Annotated in this window: 18 protein-coding genes; 9 read left to right on the top strand and 9 right to left on the bottom strand. The window is 72.9% G+C overall.

All coding sequences use genetic code 11. The features are described 5' to 3' along the window. Nucleotides 1–78 precede the first annotated feature (78 nt). Nucleotides 79–1,758, bottom strand: coding sequence for an ammonium transporter (locus QJR14_01635; protein ID MDI3316322.1), 1,680 nt, complete (start codon nucleotides 1,756–1,758; stop codon nucleotides 79–81). 204 nt (nucleotides 1,759–1,962) lie between these two features. Between QJR14_01635 and QJR14_01630 the strand changes: the two genes are divergently transcribed. Next, nucleotides 1,963–3,519 carry a UDP-N-acetylmuramoyl-L-alanyl-D-glutamate--2,6-diaminopimelate ligase gene (locus QJR14_01630; GenBank protein ID MDI3316321.1) on the top strand — a complete coding sequence of 519 codons (1,557 nt, stop codon included), beginning with the start codon at nucleotides 1,963–1,965 and terminating at the stop codon, nucleotides 3,517–3,519. A 177-nt stretch (nucleotides 3,520–3,696) separates the two neighbouring features. After that, nucleotides 3,697–4,587, top strand: a complete 891-nt coding sequence (locus QJR14_01625; protein ID MDI3316320.1) for a hypothetical protein — start codon at nucleotides 3,697–3,699, stop codon at nucleotides 4,585–4,587. Between the two features lie 95 nt (nucleotides 4,588–4,682). Here QJR14_01625 and QJR14_01620 read toward each other — a convergent pair whose 3' ends face one another. From QJR14_01620 to QJR14_01585, 8 genes are all read right to left on the bottom strand, one after another. After that, nucleotides 4,683–5,015 carry a helix-turn-helix domain-containing protein gene (locus QJR14_01620; GenBank protein ID MDI3316319.1) on the bottom strand — a complete coding sequence of 111 codons (333 nt, stop codon included), beginning with the start codon at nucleotides 5,013–5,015 and terminating at the stop codon, nucleotides 4,683–4,685. Between the two features lie 246 nt (nucleotides 5,016–5,261). After that, a complete protein-coding gene (locus tag QJR14_01615) occupies nucleotides 5,262–6,980 on the bottom strand; it encodes an EAL domain-containing protein (protein ID MDI3316318.1) in 1,719 nt (572 codons plus the stop codon). Between the two features lie 66 nt (nucleotides 6,981–7,046). Then, on the bottom strand, nucleotides 7,047–7,316 hold the full coding sequence (locus tag QJR14_01610; protein MDI3316317.1) for a glutaredoxin family protein: 270 nt from the start codon (nucleotides 7,314–7,316) through the stop codon (nucleotides 7,047–7,049). Nucleotides 7,317–7,377: 61 nt separating this feature from the next. Continuing rightward, nucleotides 7,378–8,085, bottom strand: coding sequence for a thiaminase II (gene tenA, locus QJR14_01605; protein MDI3316316.1), 708 nt, complete (start codon nucleotides 8,083–8,085; stop codon nucleotides 7,378–7,380). Continuing rightward, nucleotides 8,072–8,401, bottom strand: coding sequence for a metalloregulator ArsR/SmtB family transcription factor (locus tag QJR14_01600; GenBank protein ID MDI3316315.1), 330 nt, complete (start codon nucleotides 8,399–8,401; stop codon nucleotides 8,072–8,074). The genes tenA and QJR14_01600 overlap by 14 nt, the downstream gene beginning before the upstream one ends. Before the next feature lie 30 nt (nucleotides 8,402–8,431). Then, on the bottom strand, nucleotides 8,432–10,150 hold the full coding sequence (locus tag QJR14_01595) for a helix-hairpin-helix domain-containing protein (protein ID MDI3316314.1): 1,719 nt from the start codon (nucleotides 10,148–10,150) through the stop codon (nucleotides 8,432–8,434). A 44-nt stretch (nucleotides 10,151–10,194) separates the two neighbouring features. Further along, nucleotides 10,195–11,178 carry an EamA family transporter gene (locus QJR14_01590; GenBank protein ID MDI3316313.1) on the bottom strand — a complete coding sequence of 328 codons (984 nt, stop codon included), beginning with the start codon at nucleotides 11,176–11,178 and terminating at the stop codon, nucleotides 10,195–10,197. Next, nucleotides 11,175–12,464, bottom strand: a complete 1,290-nt coding sequence (locus QJR14_01585) for a Gfo/Idh/MocA family oxidoreductase (protein MDI3316312.1) — start codon at nucleotides 12,462–12,464, stop codon at nucleotides 11,175–11,177. Before QJR14_01585 ends, QJR14_01590 begins: the two co-directional genes overlap by 4 nt. A gap of 91 nt (nucleotides 12,465–12,555) precedes the next feature. Here QJR14_01585 and QJR14_01580 point away from each other — a divergent pair, with 91 nt between their 5' ends. From QJR14_01580 to QJR14_01550, 7 genes are all read left to right on the top strand, one after another. Beyond that, nucleotides 12,556–12,948, top strand: coding sequence for a BlaI/MecI/CopY family transcriptional regulator (locus tag QJR14_01580; GenBank protein MDI3316311.1), 393 nt, complete (start codon nucleotides 12,556–12,558; stop codon nucleotides 12,946–12,948). Between the two features lie 5 nt (nucleotides 12,949–12,953). Further along, nucleotides 12,954–13,910, top strand: a complete 957-nt coding sequence (locus tag QJR14_01575; protein MDI3316310.1) for a M56 family metallopeptidase — start codon at nucleotides 12,954–12,956, stop codon at nucleotides 13,908–13,910. Nucleotides 13,911–14,174: 264 nt separating this feature from the next. Next, on the top strand, nucleotides 14,175–15,008 hold the full coding sequence (locus tag QJR14_01570; protein ID MDI3316309.1) for a 4Fe-4S dicluster domain-containing protein: 834 nt from the start codon (nucleotides 14,175–14,177) through the stop codon (nucleotides 15,006–15,008). 23 nt (nucleotides 15,009–15,031) lie between these two features. Next, nucleotides 15,032–16,372, top strand: coding sequence for a polysulfide reductase NrfD (nrfD, locus tag QJR14_01565; GenBank protein ID MDI3316308.1), 1,341 nt, complete (start codon nucleotides 15,032–15,034; stop codon nucleotides 16,370–16,372). Next, the gene (locus QJR14_01560; GenBank protein ID MDI3316307.1) at nucleotides 16,369–19,482 is read left to right on the top strand and encodes a molybdopterin-dependent oxidoreductase; all 3,114 of its coding nucleotides are present in this window, start codon (nucleotides 16,369–16,371) and stop codon (nucleotides 19,480–19,482) included. The genes nrfD and QJR14_01560 overlap by 4 nt, the downstream gene beginning before the upstream one ends. A gap of 78 nt (nucleotides 19,483–19,560) precedes the next feature. Further along, the gene (locus tag QJR14_01555; GenBank protein ID MDI3316306.1) at nucleotides 19,561–22,266 is read left to right on the top strand and encodes a penicillin acylase family protein; all 2,706 of its coding nucleotides are present in this window, start codon (nucleotides 19,561–19,563) and stop codon (nucleotides 22,264–22,266) included. Continuing rightward, complete coding sequence (locus tag QJR14_01550; protein MDI3316305.1) at nucleotides 22,266–22,748, top strand: hypothetical protein; 483 nt, start codon at nucleotides 22,266–22,268, stop codon at nucleotides 22,746–22,748. Before QJR14_01555 ends, QJR14_01550 begins: the two co-directional genes overlap by 1 nt. The last annotated feature ends 23 nt before the right edge of the window (nucleotides 22,749–22,771 follow it).

Below are 22,771 nucleotides of genomic sequence, written 5' to 3'. Positions count from 1 at the left end.
GAGGGGGAGCCGGCCTCCGCCGGTGCCACCTTCTGCCCGGACCGGGCGGAGGCCCGGCCCGGACCGCTCCCGTCTCCCTCAGCCGGACGTCGTGGGCGACGCTCCGGCCCCCCCGGCATACCGCGGCGCCTCCACCTCCAGGCGGCCCCGGCCGAACGCGGCCTCGGCCTCCGCCTCGGAGCGGAGCACGAAGTCCGGATAGGCGAGGGCACCCATCTCCGGCAGGTCGAGGCCGCCCAGCTCCACCTCCTGGCTGACCCGGATCCCCATCAGGGCGTCCAGCGCGCGGAAGAAGGCGTAGGAGAGCCCGAAGCCCCAGACCACGATCACCGCCACGTCCACCAGCTGCGCCAGCAGCTGGCTCGGATCGCCGTAGAAGAGCCCTGCCACACCCCGGGCGGCGCTGGTCCCGACGCCGTTCCAGCCGATTCCGTAAGTGCCGTCGGCGAAGAGGCCCACGGAGAGCACGCCCCAGATCCCGTTGACAAAGTGGACGCTGATGGCGCCCACCGGGTCGTCCACGTGGATCCGATCGAAGAACCCCATCGACTCGTAGACCAGGACGCCGGCGACCGCGCCGATCAGCACCGCCGCCACCGAGTTGACGAAGGCGCTGGGCGCGGTGATGGCCACCAGGCCGGCCAGGACGCCGTTGGCCATCATGCCCGGATCCGGCTTCCCGGTCCGGATCCAGGCGTAGACCATGGCCACGAAGCCGCCTACGGCCCCGGCCATCATGGTGTTGACCGCCACCACGGAGATGCGGAGGTCGGTGCCCGCCAGGGTGCTGCCGGGGTTGAAGCCGAACCAGCCGAAGAAGAGGATGATCGTCCCCAGGATGGCCATGGGGATGTCGTGGCCGGGCATCGGCCGCGGCTTGCCGTCGCGGCCGTAGCGTCCGATACGCGGTCCGAGCACCAGCGCTCCGGCCAGGCCGGCCGCGCCTCCGATGGCGTGGACCACGCCCGAGCCGGCGAAGTCGACCACCCCGTGGCCCAGCCCCAGGCGGGTGCCCAGCTGGGCCAGCCAGCCGCCGCCCCAGACCCAGTTGCCGAAGAACGGATAGAGCACCATGGAGATGAAGAACGACGAGGCGACGACCGCCGCGAACTTGACCCGCTCGGCCATGGCTCCGGTGGGGATGGTGACCGCGGTGTCCATGAAGACCATCTGGAAGAGGAAGAGCGCGAAGACCCCGACGTCGTAGGCGCCGCCGCTGCTCAGAAGGAAGCCGTGATGGCCGAAGAGGCCCCACCCGCCCGGAGCCCATTCGGCGCTCAGCGGCGGCGTGCCGCCCAGCGCGGCCACGTGGCCCACGCCGCCGAACTGGATGGCGAAACCGACCAGCCAGTAGCCGATGGCCCCCACCAGGAAGACCATCAGGTTCATGGCGATGGTGTGGGCGGCGTTCTTGGCTCTGGTGAAGCCGGTCTCCACCAGCGCGAAGCCCGCCTGCATGAAGAAGACCAGGAAGCCCGTCACCAGCGTCCAGACGAAGTTGATGCCCACCGTGTCGTGGCCCGTGGCCTGGGCCACCTCGCGAAGCGTGGGCGCACCCGCGCGGGCGGCCGGCACGTCGCCGATGCCGCCCGTCGCCGCGCCGTTGGGGTCCCCCGCCGCGAAGGCCGGGGCGACGAAGAGGCTGGCCACGACCAGCACCACCGCCAGCCCCAGGAGCACCCGCGTGGCTCCCCTTCCCCAGGTGGCCCACGCGCGCCGCGCGCGGCCCACGGCCCCGGGATGCTCAGGATGCCGCATCTCCCCGACCTCCTTTACGCTGCTGTCCGGCTCTGTGCACCGTTCTTTGTCATGTTATTCGGCTTATCTTACACGGCGCCGGTTTCCAACAGGTTATCTGTGTCAGATAGTGGCCGTCAAGAGCCTCTTCAAAGCCCGCGCGTGCGGAGGCTCGTTCGCGGTTAGACTTTCTGACAGACCACCGCGGGGGAGTCGAGACCGCCGATGCAGCATCTCCTGCCTCTCGGACAGCTGGCCCGGGCTGTCGCCGCCGACCTGCAGGGCGACCCGTTGACGCCGGTACGACAGATCGGCTACGACTCCCGGCTGGCCGGTCCGGGGACACTCTTCGCCTGCCTGCGGGGCCTGCGGGCGGACGGCCACGAGTACGCCCGCGAGGCGATGGAGCACGGCGCCGTCGCCCTCCTGGTGGATCACTTCCTGCCGTTGCCCCTCCCCCAGCTCCGGGTGCGGGACACCCGGGCGGCGCTGGGGCGTCTGGCGGCCGCCTACTGGGGCGGGCCGGCGCGCCATCTCCGCGTGGCTGCGGTCACCGGCACCAACGGGAAGACCACGATCGCCCACCTCTTCGCCGCCTGTGCCCGGGCGGCGGGCGAGCCCACCGCCGTCGTCGGCACCCTCGGGGCCTGGGTAGGCGGACACCGCCTGCGCGGGCCCGGCATGACCACCCCCGAGAGCGCCGACCTCCAGGAGCTGCTGGCGGAGGCGGTGGCGCTGGGCGACCGGTGGGCCAGCCTCGAAGCCTCGTCGCACGGCCTGGCTCTCCACCGGCTGGAGGGGACGCCGGTCGACGTGGCGGTCCTCTCCCAGATCCGCCGCGACCACCTGGACTTCCACGGCGACTTCGAGCGCTACCGCGCGGCGAAGCTCCGCCTCTTCACCGAGGCAGGCCGGCAAGGGGGCAGCCCCTCCCTGGGCGCGGTCCTCAACGCCGAAGACCCCAGCACGCCGTGGATCGCGCGGCAGGTCCGGGCTCCCATCCTGCTCTACGGCCTGCGGCGGCCCGCGCACCTCTGGCTCGAGGAAGCCGGGCGCGCGGCACCGGGGAGGGTGCGGGTGACCATGCGCTGGGAGCTTCCTCCCGAGCTGGCGGGTCGCGAGCGGGCCGCTTCGCCCCGCGGCGTCCTGAGCGCGGAGATGGCGCTGCCCGGCGCCTTCAACATGGCCAACGCTCTGGCCGCGGCCGGCGCCGCGCTCCTGGCCGGTTTCCCCCCGGAGGCGATCGCCCGGGCGCTGTCCGACGTCCATCCGCTGGAAGGCAGGGTGGAGAGCGTGGAGGCGGGCCAGCCCTTCCAGGTGCTGGTCGACTTCGCCCACAACCCGGCGGCGCTGGAGGCGTTGCTGTCGCTCGAGCCGGCCGGCGGCGGCCGGCGCCTCATCGTCTTCGGCGCCGAGGGCGGGAAGGATCCGGGAAAGCGGCCGCTGATGGGACGAGCGGTCGCCGAGCGCGCCGACTTCGCGGTCATCACCTCGGACAACCCGCACCACGAGGATCCCGCCGTCATCGCCCGGGAGATCGAGCTGGGCTTCCTCAGCGTCCCGGACTACCCGCCCTACGAGATCATCCTCGACCGCCGCGAGGCCATCCGCCGCGCCCTGGAGGAAGCGCAGCCGGGCGACCTCCTCTTCATCGCCGGGAAGGGGCACGAACGCACCCTGGTGGGCGCAGACGGGGCGGTCCCCTTCCAGGATGCGGAGGTGGCCCGCGAGCTGCTGCACGAGCTCGGCTTCGCCGCCTCCCGCCCGCCCGTCAGCGTCTGAGGCCCGTCCAAAGGACGGCAGCCGGCGGGAGCTGCACACCTGTCAAGTGCCTACTTTCACAACTTGTAGCTTATCTAAGCGAGGAATATGATGCCCCTGCAGGTTGCTGGAGTGTCCGCCGTCTCCGGCGACCGTTCGTCGGTGTCATCAACCCGCGAAAGGAGTGAAAACCTCGGCATGGTTTCGTCAAGCGGCTCGCTCCCCGGGACAAGCGTGGCCGAGCGACTGGGTTCGTCGATTTCGCCCGTCCGCTGGCGCCCGGGGGTGAGCGTCAGCCGCCGCCAGTTCCTGGCCAGCCTGGGTCTGGCCGTGCCCGCGCTCACTCTCCTGGCGGCCTGCGGCAGCATCCCGGCCAACCCGAAGCAGGGGAGCCAGGGCTCCGAGAAGGGGGCGGCCGTCTCCTCGGGCGGAGCGCCCAAGACGATCACGGTCACCATCCCCGGCGAGGACTATTTCGATCCCTTCATCGTACTGGCCAACGCGGGAGATTCCGTCGAGTGGAACAACCAGGACTCGGACGCGCACGCCGTCGTCAACGTCCCCGGCGCACCGGCCGACCTGATGCTCACCCTGGCGGCCAAGCAGGCCGCCTCGTTCAAGTTTTCCAAGGCGGGAGTCTACAACTACTACTGCAACGTTCACGCCGACTACGATGCCGCCCTCAAGCGGGTCAAACCGCACAAGGACTCCAGCGTCTATCCCGTGGCCATGGAAGGTTTCGTCATCGTCCAGGGGCCCGAGCTCAGCGACGCGGCCCAGCAGAGCGTCACGGTGGAGATCCCGGGGAAGGACGCCTTCGAACCGTACGTGGTGGTCGTCAAGCAGGGCGGTCAGGTCACCTGGCACAACGGCGACTCCGATGCCCACGCGGTGGTCGCAGCGGACAACTCCTTCATGCTGCCGGTGTCCGCCAGCCAGTCGGTGACGCACGTCTTCTCCAAGCCGGGGGCGTACTACTACTACTGCAACGTCCACGCCGACCTGGACCCGAAGACGAAGCAGGCCAAGCCGCACCAGGACTCCAGCGAGTTCCCCGTCGCCATGGCGGGTCTGGTCGTGGTGGTCTGAGCCGCCCGCAAGGCCGGCACCGATCCGGGCGCCTGCGCGCTGTCAGGGAAGACCCCGTCGCCCGGCGGGGCCTTCCCGGTCTCTCGCCGGCCGGATCAAAGCCACTGGTGCGCCCACTCGTGGAGGGCGTCCAGGGCGGTCACCAGCTGCTGGCCCCGCTCGGTCAACCCGTACGCCACCTGGACCGGCCGGGCGGAAGCGTCCACCTTCCGGGTCACCAGTCCCTCCTCTTCCAGCTCCTTCAGGCGCTGGGAGAGGAGCCGGTCGCTGAGGCCGGGCACCCCGCGCCGGATGTCGCGGAAACGGTGAGGTCCGGGCAGCAACCGCGCGATGATCTCCGCCGTCCAGCGACGCCCCAGAAGCTGAGCGGCGCGGCGAAAGGGCGAGCAGATGCCCTCGCCGTGCGCCGCCGACCTGCATCCGTCCACACGGCTTCCCCCTCTCCGGCGATGGCCTGCCGTCTGCTCCGAAGGGGAGCACCTCGCAGGCGCTCCGCTCTCCCCCCGGCAGCCTGGCACAGCTCTCTCGCGCGCCTGCTAACAAAAGCTGAGACCCCGCTAAGAGATTCGTGCCGAACGCCAGTATTTGGAGATGGCCATATGACTTTCGCGCGATGGGGCACGGGAACCGGGACCCGGGGGAAGGCAGCGAGGAAGGGTGCCGGGACTCCGGCTTCAGGCGGGCGATCTCTCTTCGCCCTCGCCCGGCGCGGCGGCTCCCCCCTCCTCCAGGAGGGTCGCCTCGGCGACCAGGAGGGCCTGGAGGAGGCCTCCGATCAACCGTTGCTCGTTCCTGCCGCTCGAGGAGATCGCGGCCATCCTCGTCGCCAGCCGCCATTCGGGATGGAGGGCGGCGATCGACCGGGCCAGCTCCTCCCGGACCTCCTCCTGCACGGCACGCAGCCTTCCTTCTCCCGCGAGGGGGACCAGGAGCAGGAAGACGTCGCCGTCCCAGCGCGCCGCCACCCCCCGGTGCCGACCGGCGAGGCGGTGGAGTGCCACCCCGACCCGCACTTGGAGTTCGTCCCGGGCCTCCCAACCGTGGAGTCGTGTAAACTCGTCGAGACCCACCACCTGCACGGCCAGGGCGGAGAGCCCGCCCTCGGACCCCGCCGCCGCCAGCCCGCCCCGGCTTCTCCGCGCCGCCAGCCGCCGGGTCAGCCAGAGCTCCAGCCCCAACCGGTTCTCCAGTCCCGTCAGGGCGTCGGCCCGCGATCCGCGGCGCGCCTCCTGCTCCAGTCGCTCCACCCGCTGGCGGGTCCAGCGGAGAGCGGCCTGCCCGATCCGGTCCACCAGGGAGGGCGGCAGCTCCGCCTGCTCGGCAGCCCTCACCAGACAGAGCGACCACTCCGCCAGCTCCGCCGGGCCCAGGCGATCCAGGCTCCGCGGTACCGCCGCCTCCACCGGCAGCAGGCGCGCGTCCCCCCGCTCCCGCCCGGTGTCGAGGGCCAGCCGGAGGCTCTCCCTGAGCGCCTCTGCCAGCCGCCCCTCGATGAGCTCCGGCTCGCCCTCCCCCAACCGCCAGAAAAGCGCCGAGCCCGGGTTCATCTGCGCGCGGAGGCGCTCCTTCAGGGGTCCCTCCAAGCGGCCGAGATCGACGGGCTCCGAGTCGCCCGCCCTTTCCGGCACGCCAGGCGACGCGGGCCAGGGGAGGCCGCCGTCGACCAGCCCCACCGCCTGGTCCAGGGGGAGCGGGTACGCCAGGAGGAAGCCCTGTGCCATCTCCACCCCCAGTTGCTGGACGACGAGCAGCTCGGCGGGCCGCTCGATGCCCTCCGCCACGAGGATGGTCCCGGTCTCGCGGCCATAGGCCACCAGACTGGCCACCAGGCTCCGCCGCGCCCAGTCCTGGTCCAGGTTCCGAACCATCAGCAGGTCCAGCTTGAGCAGGTCCGGCCGGACCTCGATCAGCCGGCTCAGGTTGGTTCCCTGGACGCCCAGGTCGTCCAGGGCGACGCGGACGCGCGGGGCTTCCGCGCGAAGCGCCTGGACCGCCTCGCTGAGGCCCCCGGCCGCCGACCGCTCGGTGATCTCCACCACCAGCTGCACCTCGGGGGAGCGCCGCAGGGCGGCGAGCACGGCCTCGCGCGAACGGCGACGGATCAGCGTCCTCGGCTCCACGTTGACGGTCAGGAAGCCGCCCCGCCCGCCGAGCCTGGCGCCCGCCTCCCGGACCGCCCGCTCCACGATCACCCGGTCCAGCTCCTCCGCCAGGCCGCGCAGCCGCGCCTCGCGGAAGAGGGCCTGCGGGCTCTCCAGCTCGCTTCCGGCCGGACCCCGGACCAGGGTCTCCAGGCCGACCACCCGCTTGTCCGCCAGCCGGACCAGAGGCTGGTAGACGAGCCGCAGACGGCCGGGCTCGTCGAGCAGCTGGTCGATGAGATCCGTCGCCACACGAGCACCCCTTGGATGTTTCGGGCCGGCAGGCGCGCGCTTTGAGGGTTCGCTGCGGACGAAGCGTCAGTCGAGGCGGGGGCGGGGCAGAAGGAGGCGCTCCAGGCGGGGGACGTCGAAGCCGAAGACCGCCTCCTCGCCCACCAGAAGGACGGGCGCGGTCACGTAGCCCAGGCGCTGGCGGAGTTCGCGGCCCCAGGCGGGCCGCTCCTGGATGTTCCGCTCCTCGTACGCCAGCTTTTTCAGCTGGAGGTATTCGCGCAGCTGTGTGGACGCCAGACAGGGTCCCAGGGTATAGAGGACCAGCCTCACGGGCTCCTGCGACGAGGACGACATCTCTTCGACCTGCCCCTTTCTTTCCGCAGGGTGGGTACCGGGCCTCCGGCCGGAGGGGGTGTCAGACGGGCCACGACTCCTGCCGCCAGGCCATCTCCCAGAACATCCACTCCAGCCGGCTGGTGGTGACGAAGTGCCGGCCGAGCGCCTCCCGCCGGGGCTCGTCCAGGGCGGCCGTCACCCGCTCGGCCAGCTCCAGCACCCGGCGGACGGTCCGGCCGTACTCCTCGCCCCCGTAGGTCTCGATCCAGCGCCGGTAGAGCGCGTCGGGCGAGCCCCGCGCCAGCAGCTCCTCCCCGGTCCGCTGGTAGATCCAGAAGCAGGGGAGGAGCGCACCCATGACCTCGTGGAACGGTCGCTCGTAAGCGACCGAGATCAGGTAGCGCGTGTAGAGCAGATTGGTGGGCGCCGGCGGGGTCGCGGCGACCTGCTCCGGCGTGAGGCCGAAAGCCCGGAAGTAGAAGTCGTGCAGCTGCCGCTCCCCCTCCACCACATCGATGGCGCTGCGGGCGAAGAGCGCGATCGACGGCTCGTCGGGCGCCTTGGCCGCGGCCAGGCTGAGCGCCCGCGCGTACTCCCGGAGGTAGAGCGCGTCCTGGATGACGAAGAAAAGGAAGCGCTCCCGGCTCAGGCTTCCTTCGGCGAGACCGGCCAGGAAGGGATGGCGGCGGATCGCCTCCCAGACGGGTGCGATGGAGGCCCAGAGCCGCTCCATGTGAGGAAGGCCGAGGGCCCCGCCGGCGCCGGCACCGCCGTCATGCGTCGCCATCCCCACCCGCATCCGCCTCCCCTGGCTCCAGCAGCGCGGGCGCGTACCGCTCCAGCGTCGAGCGGCGGAGCCGGTAATAGCGGTAGCGCCCCTCCCGGCGGACATCGATCAGGCTCGCCTCCGCCAGGATGCGCGTATGGTGCGAGAGGGTCGGCCGGCTGAAGCCGAGCCGCTCCGCGATGGCCGCGCAGCCGAGCTCGCCGTCGTCCGCCAGCATGCGGAGGATGCGCAGCCGCATGGGGTCGGCCAGCGCCCGGTAGACGCGGCCCGCCTCCTCCACCAGCCGTTCTTCCTCGCTCCCTGGGCTGATGTTCATCGCCTCACCGCATCCGATTCTACACGGGAGTCAGCGGCGCCTGGCCATGTGAGCCAGGACGGCCTCCAGCGGCTGCGCGTTGAGAAAGGCGTCCGGGCCCAGAGCCGCCCGCCGCGCCCAGCGGACGCCCAGCTCCAGCGAAGCGAGCCCTTCCGGCGAGTGGGCGTCGCTGGAGAGGATGAGCGGAACGCCCGCCCGGTGGGCGACCTCCGCCCACTCCCAGCTCAGGTCGAGCCGCTCGGGCGAGGCGTTCACCTCCAGGGCCACGCCCGACTCCAGCGCGTCGGCGATGAGGCGCTCGGGGTCGAGGGCGTAGGGGGCCCGCAGGCCCAGGCGGCGGCCGCTGGGATGGCCGACGGCGCAGGTGGCCGGCTCCTCCATCGCCCGCCGCAGGCGGCGGTTCTGCTGCGCGGCGTCGCCGCCGAAGTGGGAGTGGATGGAGGCGTTCACCCACTCCAGGCCGGCCAGCGCTTCCTCCCCCTCGTCGAGGAGGCCGTCGGCCAGGATGTCCACCTCCGCCCCGCGCAGGATGCGGATGCCGGGGTGGCGCTCCTGGACCCGGGCGATCTCCTCCCACTGGGCCTGGAGGCGTGCGGGCTCGAGCCCATGGGCGATGCGGAGCGAGGGCGAGTGGTCGGTGATGGCCACGTAGCGGTAGCCCCTCGCCTCCGCCGCCTCCACCATGCCCTCCAGCGAGGCGCGCCCATCCGACCAGTCGGTGTGCACGTGGAGATCGCCCTGGAGGTCGGCGGCCTCGATCAGGCGGGGCAGCCGCCCCTTCTCCGCCCGCTCCACCACGTCGGGGCGCTCCCGCAGCTCGGGCGGGATCCAGGGAAGGCCCAGCGCCGCGTAGGCATCGGCCTCCTCCGGCGTCTCCAGCGGTCGGCCCCCGCGGCGCAGCCCCCGGTCTCCCAGCTCCAGCCCCCGGTCGCGGAGCCGGGACCGGAGCGCCTCCAGGTGGGCGGCGTCCCCGGTGGCCGCCAGCAGGACGGCACCGAACGTGGAGGCGGTGGCGGGGTGGAGGACGACCGGCAGGCCTGCCGTCTCGCCCGCCTCTCCGGCGAGGCTGCGCAGGCGCTCGGGCAGCACCGCCTCGGGGGAGGAGCCCTCCGCCTCCTGCGGCGGCGCAGCCTCCTCCAGCACGACCACCAGGTCCAACCGCTCCACCTCCTGGGCGGCCCGCCGGAGGGCGCCCGCCCAGGCCACCCGCAGGACGCCGGGCTGCTCCTCCAGCTGGGCCGTCAGCCGGCGCGCCAGGGCCCAGGCCTCGCCCAGCCAGAGCCCGCGCCGGGGCCGGGAGAGGCGGAGCGCCTCCAGGAGCGCCCGCTCCCGCTGGGGGCCGAAGCCGGGAAGGGCGCGCAGCCGGCCGCCCGCCGCCGCCTCCGCCAGGAGTTCCGGGCCGTCGATACCGGCCTTCCAGAGCGCGGCCACCGTGCGCGGGCCCAGACCCCGCAGCTCGAGGAGCCTGCGGACACCGGCCGGCACCTGGGCCCTCAGCCGTTCCAGCAGGTCGCAGGTGCCGGTGGCCAGGATGTCCGCCGCCTTCCTGGCCAGGGCCGGGCCGATGCCCGGGATCTCGCCGGCGCGGCCCGCCGCCACCAGCGCCGGCAGCTCGGAGGCGCGCCGCTCGACCGCCGCCGCGGCGCGGCGGTAGGCCGGCGCCTTGTGCACGTCGTGCCCCAGCAGCTCCATCAGATCCGCGATCTCCCGGAAGCGCTCGGCCACCGTACGACCGTCGGCCCCCGCCATCCCGGACATCCTCCTTCCCGCCCCCAGCCGCTCTCTCGCTCCCATCATGCCACGCCCGCGTCGCCGGCCGGGCGCTCGGGCGCGCCGGCCGCGCGGGTCCGGGTGACCAGCACCACCATGGCCAGGACGGCGGCGGCCCCCAGCTCCTGCAGCGGGCTGAGCCGGACACCGAGCCAGAGACCGGCCGCCAGCGTGGCGGCCAGCGGCTCCACCGACGCTGCCAGGCTCGTCTCCGACGGCTTCAGGCTGCGGAGCGAGGCCAGGTACAGGGTGAACGGGACCAGCGTGCCGCCCACGGCGACGAAGGCGAGGAGGCCGGCCACGGCCCAGGACTCGCCGGAGGCCAGCGCACGGACCCAGAGCGGCGCCTCGGCCGGCGTCCACGGCAGGAGGGCGAGCGCACCCGCCGCCATCGCCCAGCCGGTGACCAGGGGGGTGCCATAACGGGTCAGGAGCGGCGCCGGGTAGACGGTGTAGAAGGCGAGCGCCAGGGCGGAGAGCAGCCCCCAGGCGAGCGCCGCCGGCGTCAGGGCGAAGGCGCTCCCTCCGCCCGTGGCCAGGAGGAAGGTCCCCGCCAGCCCCAGGGCGAGCGCTGCCTGGAAGCGCGGCTCCGGCAGGCGCCGCTCTCTCCAGGCCTCCCAGAGGACCACCACCCCGGGGGCCAGGTACTGGAGAAAGGTGGCGGTGGCCGCGTTGCCGGCGTCGATGGCCGCCAGGTAGGTGGCCTGGACGGCGGCGAAGCCGAAGAGGGAGAAGAGGAGAAGACGCCACCGGTCCCCTCTCGCCCGCCACGGCGCGACGAGCAGCACGGCCGGCGGCAGCCCCCGGCGCGACCCGCGGCGGCGGATGCGCGCTCCCAGGGCCACCGCGGCCAGGAGCAGCGGCCCCGAGCTTCCCATGCGGAAGACCACCAGGCCGGTGGGGCGGAGCCCGCCGTGCTGCATCAACCACTGCGCCGCCGTGCCCGAGAGCCCCCAGAGGAGACCTGCGGCCACGGCCATCAGCAGGCCGCCGAGCCGCCGGTTCACCCCTCGTCCTCCGCCGCCTGCCGGATCCCCTCCAGCAGTCCCTCCACCGCCAAGCCGGCCTCCAGGCCGGCGGCGTCGCCGCTCCAGGGCCGCTGGTGGCGGGCCTCCTCCGCCGCTTCGAGCCAGAAGGCCAGCGAGGCCAGGTGGGTGTCCACCATCCTGCCCAGGCTCCGCGCCGGCGGGGGGAGGAGAGCCTCGACCCGGCGGTACCAGCGGAACGGCTCCTCCTCCCCCAGGCGCGTCTCGACCCGGCGGGCCAGCTCGCCCGCACGGCCGTGCAGGTGGAGGCCGCCGGCGTGCAGGCGCAGGTCGAGACGACCCGCCTCCAGGTCGATCCGGGCCGAGCCGCCGCTCCCGTACACCTCCACCCGGGTCCCCTCGCCCCCGTCGGCCACCCGCGAGACCTCGACCGTCCCCTCCGCCCCGCCGGCCAGCGTGAGCGCGACCTCCGCCCAGTCGTCGATGGGGTGCCCGCCGCTTCCCAGGAGCGAGCCCGCGCGGGAGGCGGCGAAGGTGCGAAGCCGTGCCCGCACCCGGCGGACCTCTCCCCCCTCGCCGAGGGGGGCGAAGAGATAGCCCACCAGGTCGAGGAGGTGCGAGCCGAGGTCGACCAGGGCGCCGCCCCGGGCGAGCGCCGGCTCGAACTTCCAGCTGATGGGCCGGCCCGGATCGAGGTACCCGCCGTGGAGCATCCGCAGGCGGAAGTGGAGCGGCTCCCCCAAAAGCCCCCCGGCCAGGAGCGCCCGGAGCAGCGCCAGGTTGGGGTCGAAGCGGAGGTTGTACGCCAGGCCGAAGGGCCTCCCGGGAGCCGCGCCGCCCCCGCCGCCGCGGACCCGCTCGGCCAGCGCCCGCGCCTCCGCCAGGTCGGCGGTGAGCGGCTTCTCGCAGTAGACGGCCATGCCCGACTCCCAGGCCGCCCCCGCCGCCGCCGCGTGCAGCCCGTTGGGCAGGCAGACGTCCAGGAAGTCGACCCTCCCCGCCAGCGCCCGCACCGCCCGGGCGACCTCCGCCGGACCCCGCGGCTCCTCCACCACCTGCACCTGCTGGAAGCCGAGCCTCTCCGCCTCCGCCGCGTGCCCGGCGCCCACGACCGCCGCGGCCAGCTCGACCGCGGGGAGCACGCCGGGCCGGACCAGCGGCGCCGCCTGCAAGCCGGCCAGGTGCGTGCGGGCGATGCCGCCCAGCCCCACCACCGCATAGCGAAGCGGGCGACCCGCAGCCTTTGCCGCCTCCTCGCGCTCCAATCGCTCCTCCCCCTCGTCGTCCTCGCCATTCCCCGCCTCCACCCGCGCCTCCTCTCGCAGATCGCCCGTCCGGGCGAGGGAACGGCTCCACGCCCTGCCGTAGTGTAGAGGCATGGAAGCGAAACCGGCGAAGGTGCCCGGTGTCGGCCCGCTGGAACGGGCCGTGCTGGATCGGCTCTGGGATGCGGACCGGCCGCTCAGCATCCGCGAGGTGCTGGAGGCGCTCGGTCCGGACCACCCGGTCACCTTCAACACCGTGATGACGGTGATGAACCGGCTGGTGGAGAAGGGGCTGCTGCGGCGGAGCGGCAAGCGGCGCCGCTACCTGTACCAGCCCGCGCTGAGCCGGCGGGAGTATCTCGGACGCAGCTCCTACCAGCAGATGGAGTCGCTGCTGGCGGAGATGGGGCCGCTGGCGCTGGCCGGGTTTGTCGACGCCGCCGCCGACGCCGATCCCGCCTATCTTCGCCGCCTGGCCGAGCTGATCCGCCACAGGGAGGCTTCCTCGGACTCCCGGGAGGGATGAAGCCCATGGCCTATCGCCGCCTGGCCTCCTGGGGCACCTTCGCGCTGGTGCAGCTGGTCGTTCTCCTGCTCGCCTCCGCCGTCTACGAGGTCGAGATCCGCTCCCTCATCCCGAAGGGCGGCGTCTGTCCCACCTGCTCCCTGGTGCTGCCGCAGCTCCTCTTCCTGGCGCTGGTGACGGCCCTGGGCGCCAGCTCCGCCGTGACGCTGCTCGGCGTCGCCCTGGGCGTCCGGCGGGTCCGCGCCCTCCGGCGCGGGCTGGTCGAGCGGATCGGACTCGACGGCGGCGGGACCGGGCTGGCGGTCCGCCTCGACCGCCTGGCGCGCGACGGGCGGCTGCTCCCGCAGGAGCGCTCCGTCCTTCACGTGCTGGCCCGACCCACGACGCCCGAGGCCTTCACGCTCGGCCTCCTGCGACCGGGGGTCTTTCTCTCGCCGTCGCTGGCGCGGCTGGACGACGAGCCACTCCTCGCCGTGCTCCGCCACGAACTCGACCACGTCCGCCACCGCGACCCGCTCCACCGGTTGCTGGAGGCGGTCCTGCAGCGCTCCTTCCCCTACGTCCCCCTCCTGGGCTATGCCGCTGGCCGCCTGGAGGAGCTGCGCGAGACGGCGGCCGACGAAGCGGCCCTGGCCGCCGGCAGCCGCCCCTCCGATCTGCTGGAGGCGCTGGCCGCGCTGATCGAGACCCCGGGAGCGCCACCGCAGGCTGCGGCCGCCGAGGCGGAGGCGCTGGTCTCACCCTTCGCCGCCCGCCGGAGGCCGGCTAGGCCGGTCTCGGCCAGGGAGAATCTCCGCCTGTGGCACCTGATCGAAGCGGGCCAAGGCCGGGCCGGCCGGCACCTGCCGGTCCACTGGCTCTCGAACAGCGCCGGGCTCTTGCTGGCCAGCCTGCTCGCCTTTCTGCCGCTGGCGGCGGTGCTCCTGATCCGCTGCACCACCTTCGCCGCCTGGATCGGCTGATCCCGTTCTCGGCCAACGCGAGCCGCAAGGATTCACCTTCCCGTTCAGGGTGCAACCGCACTTCTTCTCGTTACTCACCGACCGGTGAATCGTTTTGTTCCTCTCAATCTTTCCAATTGTGAAGATACCTCCACCGGGCGATACACGACGTCACGTCGTGCTCGCTACGCTTCCCTCGCCGATTACACGACACGATGCCGTGTAGACGAAGGGGTGGCTCAGGTGGCGCGTGAACCCGGGGCAGACGAGGCGGTCGTCCGCTCGCTGCCGGATCCCGAGTCGGTGCTGTCGCCCGGCGGCCATGACGTGGCGCTGGGACTGGCCATGGCCGCCGACGCCCAGAAGGTGGCCCGCGGCGAACTGGACGGAGCGACCTTCCGGGCACGGTGGAACGGGGCGGTGCAGCGCGAGTTCGGGCGGGAGCTGCCCCAGCCGGCGCCCCAGGAGAGGAAGGGGCCCCGCTGGGGCATGGTGATCGATCTTCAAAAATGCGTCGGCTGCGACACCTGCACCGTCGCCTGCAAGGCCGAGAACCGGACCCCGCCCGGCGTCAGTTACAACGTGGTGCTCGAATACGAGAGCGGCACCTTCCCCAACACGGGTCATGTCAACCTTCCCAGGCCCTGCATGCAGTGCGACAACGCCCCCTGCATCTGGGTCTGTCCGGTGGGCGCCACCTACAAGCTGGAGAACGGGATCGTCGCCATCGACTACGAGCGCTGCATCGGCTGCCGCTACTGCATCGTCGCCTGCCCCTACGGGGCGCGCAGTTTCGACTTCGGCGAGGGATACGGCGAGGGCCAGGGCGACGAGATGCTGGGTTTCAACCTGGTGCAGGCGCCGGAGTACGGCGTCCCGAGAGGAGAGCGGGAAGCCGGTCAGTCCCCCGTGGGCAACGTCCGCAAGTGCAGCTTCTGCCTCCACCGCCTGGAGAGGGGCGAGGAGCCGGCCTGCGTGGAGGCGTGCATCGCCGACGCCCGCTACTTCGGCGACCTGGACGACCCCGACAGCCTGGTGGCACGCCTGGCCTCCAGCCCGCGCGCCTTCCGGCTGCGGGAGGAGCTCGGCACCGAGCCGCGTGTCTACTACCTGCGCTGACTTCCGCCGAGGGGGAGTGCCGCATGTCGGAGAAGACGCTGGACCTGCCTCGGGTCCGACCGCTGCCCGACGAGTGGACAGGTGGCTTGCCGGCCGACCGGTACGGCATCACCTGGCCATCGCGGAAGGCGGCCCTCGCCTGGTTCGCGCCGCTCACGCTGGCCGGGTTCGCGACCTTGGGCATGATCGCCCACTCGCTCGTGGGCGGGCTCGCCCTCACCCAGCTGAGCAGCTGGACGCCGTGGGGGTTGTGGATCGCCCTCTATATCTTCTTCCTGGGGCTGTCCGCCGGCGCCTTCCTCCTCTCGAGCCTCGTCCACGTCTTCGGGCAGGAGCAGTTCCAGCCGGTCGGCCGGGACGCCCTGCTGGCCGCCATCCTGTCCATGATGATCGGCATGCTCTTCGTCTGGTTAGACCTGGGCCATCCCGAGCGGGCCTTGAACGCCTGGATCTTCTGGAACCCGCGCAGCGTCCTGGCCTGGGAGATCCGCTTCTACGTCCTGTACATTGCCCTGCTGGCGGCAGAGCTCTACTTCTCCATGCGGACCGATCTGATCCGCGCCGCCCAGGGGAGCGGCTGGCGGGCACGCGTGGCCGCCTGGCTGCGCCTCGGTTCGCGCGATCTGAGCGAGGCCGCCGAACGGCGCGACCGCCGCATCCGCAAGATCCTCGGCATCGTCGGCATCCCGCTGGCCGTCTTCGGCGTCCACGGCGGCACCGGCCTCCTCTTCGCCGCCGCCCGAGCCCGTCCGGCCTGGAACACCGGTATCTTCCCGGTCATCTTCGTCGTCTCCGCCATCACCTCGGGTGCGGCCCTGGCGCTGCTGCTCTACTGGACCCGAGAGCGCGTCTCGGGCCGGCCCGCCGACCCGGAGCTCATGGACAGCCTCTCGAAGTTCCTGGTGGCCTTGCTGACCCTGGACTGGATGCTCCAGGTCTTCGAGTACGTGGTAGCCGTCTACGACGCCGGCCCGCACGAGCTGGAGATCCTGACCGCCCAGTTCCTGGGGCCCTTCGCGTGGACGTTCTGGGGGCTCCAGCTGACGGTGGGGGCCATCCTTCCCATCTTGCTCATGGTTCGCTCCTGGCGCCGGCACGACCGGCGGCTCCAGCCGCTGGCCGCCCTTTTGGTGCTGGCAGGCATCGTCGGGGTCCGCGTCAACATCGTCGTCCCCGCCCTCATCCCGCCGGTGATGCCCGGGCTGCCCTGGAGCTTCTACGCACCCAACCTCTTCGAGTGGCTGATGGCCGCCGGTGTCTTCGCCGTGGCCCTCTGGCTGTACACGGGGGCGGCCACGCTGCTGCCCCTGGAGCCCGCGCCCGCCGCCGAGGCGGCCGAGACCGACGGGGGTGAACAGGTATGAAACAGACCAGGCGCCAGTTCCTGGGAACCAGCGCGGCGGTCGGCACCTTCCTCGTCGCCTCCGCCGGAGGGTCGGTCGGCTGGCGGACGATCCAGCGCTGGCTGGCCGGCGGCGCGTCGCACGGCGTGGGCGACTTCTCCGAGGATTACGACGCCTCGCGGGTGATCTACACCACCTGCGTCCAGTGCAACTCGCTCTGTTCCATCAAGGCGCTGCTCACCGAGGTGCCGGGCCGCTCGGCCCAGGACCCGACCTCCTTCGTCCGGAAGATCTCCGGCAATCCTTACAGCCCGATCAACACCGTCCCCTACGGGCCGGCCCCGTACACGACGCCGGCCCAGCAGGTGGCGCGGCACGGGACCATGCGCATGGCGGTGACGAGCCACGCCGGCCGCGGGGGACGCGCCTGCCTCAAGGGCCAGGCGGGGATCCAGACCGCCTTCGACCTGCACCGCGTCACCCGGCCGCTCCGCCGCGTGGGACCCCGGGGAAGCGGCCGCTGGGAGAGCGTCACCTGGGAGGAAGCGATCCGCGAGATCCTCGACGGCAGCCCCAGGCTCGGCACGCCCGGTCTCCGCCAGCTCTGGGCCTTCGTCCCCGAGGAGCAGGTGAAGGCCGACCTGGCCCGGGTCCGGGGCGGCGAGATGAGCCAGGCCGAGTTCGAGGCCAAGTACCGGGAGACGCTCATCGATCCGCGCCACCCCGACCTGGGGCCCAAGGCCAACCAGATCGCCTGCATCGGCGGCGACCGCACCACCTTCGTCGGCCAGCGTCTCTGGAACCGCACGCTGGGCTCGGTCAACTTCTTCAACCACGGCGGCGTCTGCGGCGTCAGCGGCGTCATCGGCACCCGCCGCTCGCACCAGGGCAAGACCAAGAAGGACCGGCTCTACGCGGATCTGGAGCACTGCGACTTCCTCATCGTCTGGGGCTCCAACCCCGCCGTGGCCAACAAGGGACCGGTCTACCTGGCGCCCATGCTGACCAACGCCCTGGCGCGGGGCATGAAGATGGCGGTGGTCGACCCCCGCCTCTCCGCCACCGCGCAGAAGGCCGACTGGTGGGTGCCGGTCCGCCCCGGCGCCGACGCCGCGCTGGCGCTGGGCATGGCACGCTGGATCGTGGAGAAGGGGCGCTACGACCGCCGCTACCTGACAAATCCCAACGCCAGGGCCGCCGCGGCTGACGGCGAGCCCACCTGGAGCGACGCCACCTTCCTCGTCCGGCTCGACCGCCCGGAGCGGCCGCTGCTCAAGGCGTCGGAGATCGGACTCGCGCCCGCCGGCTCCGAGGCCGACGGCCCGGTGGTCCTCTGGCAGGGCAAGCCGCTGCCGGCGAAGCAGGCCCCGGAGGGCGAGCTCTTCGTCGACGCGGAGGTGGCCGGCATCCCCGTCCGCTCCGTCTTCGACCTCTACCGGGAGCGGCTGATGGAGAAGAGCCTCCAGGAGTACGCGGATCTGGCCGGTGTGCCCCTCGACCTCCTGGAGCAGCTGGCCCGGGAGTGGACCTCGCACGGCAAGCGCGTCGCCCTCCTCGCCTACCGCGGACCGGCGATGCACACCAACGGCTACTACACGCTCCGCGCCATCAACGCCCTCAACCACCTGGTGGGCAACCACGACTGGAAGGGTGGCGACATGAACGCGGGCGCCCAGTTCCACGACGTCCAGGGGCGCTACGACCTCTTGAACGTGCCGGGCGGTCACCAGGCCTGGGGTGTGCCGGTGACGCGCCAGCAGACCGACTACCGCAAGGTCTCGCTCTCCCGGGAAGGGCCGGCCCGGCGTTACTGGTACCCGTTCAGCGGCAACCTCTGCCAGGAGGTCCTCCCCAGCGCGGGGGCGGGCTACCCTTACCCGCTGAAGGCGCTCTTCCTCTACCGGCACTCGCCGCTCGCCTCCGACCCCGCCCCGCAGCTGCAGGAGGAGGTGCTCCGCTCGCCCGAGAAGCTGCCGCTGGTGGTCGCCTTCGACCTGGAGGTGGCGGAGTCCAGCCAGTTCGCCGACTTCCTTCTGCCCGACGTCAGCTACCTGGAGCGCTGGGGGCTGGAGCACATCTACCCGGTCCTGCGCACCCGCTTCAGCCACATCCAGCAGCCGGTGACGCGGGTCTTCCCCGACCCCGAGGGGCCGCGGGACCTCCAGGACGTGCTGATCGAGCTCTTCAAGCGGATGGGGCTGCCCGGCGTGGGTCCGCGGGCCTTCCCGGGCGGCGAGCCGCTGGACCGGGCCGAGGATTTCTATCTCAAGGTGGCGGCCAACCTCGCCTTCGACGGGGAACCGGTCCCGGACGCCGACGAGGAGGAGGAAGCCGCCTTCGAGCGCGCCCGCCTCCTCGCCCTGGGGCGGACGTGGGACGCGGCCGCCTGGCGGCGCGCCGTCAAGCCGGAGGAGTGGCCGAAGGTGGTCTACGTGCTCAACCGGGGCGGCCGCTTCGAGGCGCCGGGGAACGAGTACGAGGGCGAGTGGCTCCGCTACCGCTTCGGTGGCCAGGCCAACTTCTACGACGCGGGCGTGGCCGCGCTCACCCACCCCGTGACGGGCGAGCCCTTCGACGGCCTGCCGCGGCTGGAACCGGTCCGGCGCTTCGACGGGCAGGAAGTGGACGACCCGCGCCCGCTCCAGCTGATCAACTGGAAGGCGCGGAACGCCGGCACCCACCGGACCATCGCGGACGCCTGGCTGCGCGAGATCCGGGGCGAGGACCTCCTCTGGATCCACCCGCGCGACGCCGAGGTCCGGGGAATCCGCGAGGGCGACTGGGTCTGGGTGGAGGCGGCGTCCGGCCGCGCCCGCGCCCGCGCCCACCTGACCGAGGGGATCCGCCCGGGGGTGGTGGGCGCCTCCTACAACTTCGGTCACACCGCCTACGGGAGCCGGCCGCTGGAGATCGACGGCCGTCTCGTCCCGGCGGTCCGGCCGTACGGCCACACCTCCTTCCGCCTGGACCAGCCGATGCACGAGGAGAGCGGTTACGCGCCCGGCCGGGGAGAGGGCTGGAACCCGAACTGGCTCCAGCCGGTGGATCCCCTCCTGGGGATGAACCTGCAGGACCCGATCGGCGGCGGGGCGTCGGAGCTGGACGCCCGGGTGGAAGTGCGCCGGGCCTGATCGCCCCGGGGCGCCCGGTCCCCGCCCCCCGCAGGTGCCCTCCCGCGTGCGGAGAATGCCTTTCGCGGGAGGGAGAACATGCGAGCTTCCCTGGGCAGGGGGCTGGGCGCCGCGGTCCTGTCGTCGCTGCTGGTCGTCGCCCTCTTCCTGCCCCTGGGCCCTTTGCCGCCGCTGGGACCGACCTTCGAGCCGACCCGCGGCGTCTTCGCCGGTTCCTGGCGGCCCGTGCCGGAGAGGCTCCGGATCGCCGGCCTGCAGGCGCCGGTCACCGTCGACTTCGACCGCTGGGGCGTGCCCCACATCTTCGCGCAGAACGATCACGACCTCTTCTTCGCCCAGGGATACCTGACCGGGCGGGAGCGGCTCCTGGAGATGGAGCTCCTCCGGCGGCAGAGCAAGGGGCGTCTCGCCGAGATCCTGGGCCCGGCAGCCCTGCCCAGTGACCGGTTCCAGCTGACGCTGGGGCTCTGGCCGACCGCCCAGGCTTCGGCGGAACGGATCGCCCGCGAGGAGCCGCGCATCCACGCGGAGATGGAAGCCTACGCGCAGGGCGTCAACGCCTGGATCCGCGAGGCTTCGGACCAGGGCCGGCTGCCGGCCCTCTTCGGGCTGCTCCGCTTCCGCCCGGCGCCCTGGACCGTGGCGGACAGCCTGGTGGTCCAGGGCTTCATGGCCGAGGACCTCGCCTTCAGCACCTCCCCGCTGGAGCGGGCGGCCATCACCGCCCGGCTGGGAGCGGAGCGGGCGAATGCGCTCTTCCGCGCCACCGCCGTCAACCCCCAGTTCCCTTACGACCCTGGGCCCTACCCGCCGGCCACGCCGCCGGACCGGGCGGCGCTGGAGCGGGTGCTCCTGCCCTTCGCCCCGGGTGCCGGGGTGGGCGGCCTCAGCGCCCGGGCGCCGCTGGCCAGCCGGCTGGTCGAGGCGACGCCGGGCGCCGCCCTGCCCCCCTCCCCCGAGGCGGTGGACTGGCTGGCCCTGGACCGTGCCGTCCGGAACGCCCTGGCCGGCGGACCCGTCACCGGTTCGCTGGCCAGCGGCCTCTCCGACAGCAACAACTGGGTGGTGGACGGGACGCTGACCGCGACCGGGAAGCCGCTCCTGGCCGGCGATCCGCACCTGGCCCTCACCCTTCCTTCGATCTGGTACGAGATCCACCTGGAGGCTCCGGACCTCCACGTCTACGGGGTGAGCATCCCGGGGACGCCGGGGGTGATCATCGGGCACAACCGGAACGTCGCCTGGAGCCTGACCAACGTGCAGAACCAGCAGTCCTTCTACTACGTAGAGACCACCGATCCGGCCCACCCGGGCCTCTACCTCCACGGCGGCCGCTGGCTCCGCTTCGCCACCCGGACCCTGGAGATCCCGGTGAAGGGACGGGCGCCCGAACGCTTCACCCTCCGCTGGACCGTCCATGGACCGGTGCTCCCGGCCGATCTGCCGGGCTTCCCGCCGCTCCCCGGCCGGGTGGTCAGCCTGGCCTGGACGGGGAACCTCTTCTCGGACGATTTCGCCGCGCTCGACGCCCTGATGCGGGCGCAGAACGCCACGGGCGTGCGGGCGGCGCTCCGGCGCTGGGGCAGCCCCACCCAGAACTTCGCCTACGCCACCACGCAGGGCGACATCGGCATCCTCTCCGCCGGTTACTACCCGCTGGTGGAAGGGGGCCAGCCCTGGCTGCCCCTGGACGGGAGCGACCCGCGGCACGACTGGCAGGGGCTGATCCCCTACGAGCGGGTGCCACAGGTGGCCAACCCCGCGAGCCACTTCGCCTTCACCTCCAACCAGCGCGAGGTCGGCCCCGACTACCCCTATTACATCGGCACCACCGAGAGCGGCTTCGACGCGGGCTACCGCGCGGCCACGGTCCACGCCTGGCTGGGCGACCCGGCCCACCGCCCGCTCACCCGGGAACGGATGGCCGAGCTGCAGTCCTCCCGGGTGGACAGCCTGGCACTCCGCCTGGTCCCCGTCCTGGTGGCCGCGGTGCGGGCGAGCCCGGCGAGCTCCCCCGAGCTCCGCCAGTCGGCGGACCTGCTGCAGCGCTGGGACGGCCGGATGGCCGAGGACCAGGCGGCGCCGGCCATCTGGTGGAGCTGGCTGAGCCATTACCTGGAGGACACCTTCGGACCCTGGTGGGAGCAAGCCGGCTTGGAACGCTTCCCCGACTTCCGCCTGAAGGGGTTCCAGCCCGCCCAGTCGGGCTGGAGGGCGTCGCTCCTGCAGGCGCTGGAGGTGATGACCACCGCCCCCGCGGGGTCGGCCCTGTACAAGTCCGTCGCCTACCCGGCCGGCTCGGATCGCTCCTGGTTCTTCGACCCGGTCCAGCAGACGGACCGGAGCCGCGAGGAAGTGATGCTCCAGGCGCTGGGCGAGGCGGTGGCCGATCTCCGCGCCAAGCTGGGCGACAACCCGGCTCGATGGCGGTGGGGCGATCTGCACAGGCGCCTCATCCCCTCCCTCACCCAGCGCCCCGCCCTGGGCCGCGGTCCCTTCCCCACGGGGGGCGACGCCTTCACCGTCGACGTCTCGGGCGGCGAACCCTCGACGCACGGCCCCAGCTGGCGGATGATCGCCGACCTCGCCGACCTGGGCCACTCCTGGGGCATCTTCCCCGGCGGCGAGTCGGGTGACCCCACCAGCCCGCACTACGCCGACCAGTTGCCGCTCTGGACCGGCCACCGGTACAAGGAACTGCGCTTCCCCGGCCAGCCCATGCTGGAGGCGGGTGGTTGGGCGGTGGCCGTCAGCCGGTTCGAACCAGCGGGGGGTGGCAAGTGATGTCGAAGACGGATCCTGCCCCGGCGGCGGCCCCTCAGGCCGGCGCGCCGGAGCGCCCGGCCGGGAGGTGGCGGCTCGCCGCCGCCGGCCTTCTCACCGCACTCCTGGCCTCCGCCGGCCTGGCGGCCGGCCTCTGGTGGCTGGGCGCGCCGGCGGCGGCGCTTCTCTTCGCCTGGCTCGATCCGCCGGGGCGACGAGGATGGACAGCCTTCACCGCCGTCCTCGCCGCCTGGGTCGCCTTCGACCTGCGCGCGCTGCTGGCGGCGGGCGGCTGGCAGCAGAGCCAGGTCGTGATGGCCCTGGCCGGCCTTCCCGGCCCGGCGGCCGTCGCCTTCTGGCTTCTGCCCGCACTCCTGGCGGCCGCTGCGGCAGGGCTGGCGGCCGTGGCAGGCGCCGAGGTGGCCGGCTGGCGGCGCGGGCATGCGCTGGGCCGCCCGCAAGCGGCATCCGGCCCGGGACCCGCCCGGGACGGCGGCGGCTGAAGCCGGCCGGCTCGCCGGCGGGC

It is taken from the genome of Bacillota bacterium, from assembly GCA_029961055.1.
Classification (GTDB): domain Bacteria; phylum Bacillota; class Sulfobacillia; order JAIMAT01; family JAIMAT01; genus JAIMAT01.
This window is presented reverse-complemented; position numbering and strand designations above follow the sequence as displayed.

Bases quoted from the DNA above. Each gene is read 5' to 3' on its own strand.
- QJR14_01575 (MDI3316310.1), top strand. From the start codon at position 12,954: ATGGCCTATCGCCGCCTGGCCTCCTGGGGCACCTTCGCGCTGGTGCAG.
- QJR14_01560 (MDI3316307.1), top strand. From the start codon at position 16,369: ATGAAACAGACCAGGCGCCAGTTCCTGGGAACCAGCGCGGCGGTCGGC.
- QJR14_01630 (MDI3316321.1), top strand. From the start codon at position 1,963: ATGCAGCATCTCCTGCCTCTCGGACAGCTGGCCCGGGCTGTCGCCGCC.
- QJR14_01555 (MDI3316306.1), top strand. From the start codon at position 19,561: ATGCGAGCTTCCCTGGGCAGGGGGCTGGGCGCCGCGGTCCTGTCGTCG.
- QJR14_01595 (MDI3316314.1), bottom strand. From the start codon at position 10,150: ATGGCGGGGGCCGACGGTCGTACGGTGGCCGAGCGCTTCCGGGAGATC.
- nrfD (MDI3316308.1), top strand. From the start codon at position 15,032: ATGTCGGAGAAGACGCTGGACCTGCCTCGGGTCCGACCGCTGCCCGAC.
- QJR14_01550 (MDI3316305.1), top strand. From the start codon at position 22,266: ATGTCGAAGACGGATCCTGCCCCGGCGGCGGCCCCTCAGGCCGGCGCG.
- QJR14_01625 (MDI3316320.1), top strand. From the start codon at position 3,697: ATGGTTTCGTCAAGCGGCTCGCTCCCCGGGACAAGCGTGGCCGAGCGA.
- QJR14_01610 (MDI3316317.1), bottom strand. From the start codon at position 7,316: ATGTCGTCCTCGTCGCAGGAGCCCGTGAGGCTGGTCCTCTATACCCTG.
- tenA (MDI3316316.1), bottom strand. From the start codon at position 8,085: ATGGCGACGCATGACGGCGGTGCCGGCGCCGGCGGGGCCCTCGGCCTT.
- QJR14_01635 (MDI3316322.1), bottom strand. From the start codon at position 1,758: ATGCGGCATCCTGAGCATCCCGGGGCCGTGGGCCGCGCGCGGCGCGCG.
- QJR14_01600 (MDI3316315.1), bottom strand. From the start codon at position 8,401: ATGAACATCAGCCCAGGGAGCGAGGAAGAACGGCTGGTGGAGGAGGCG.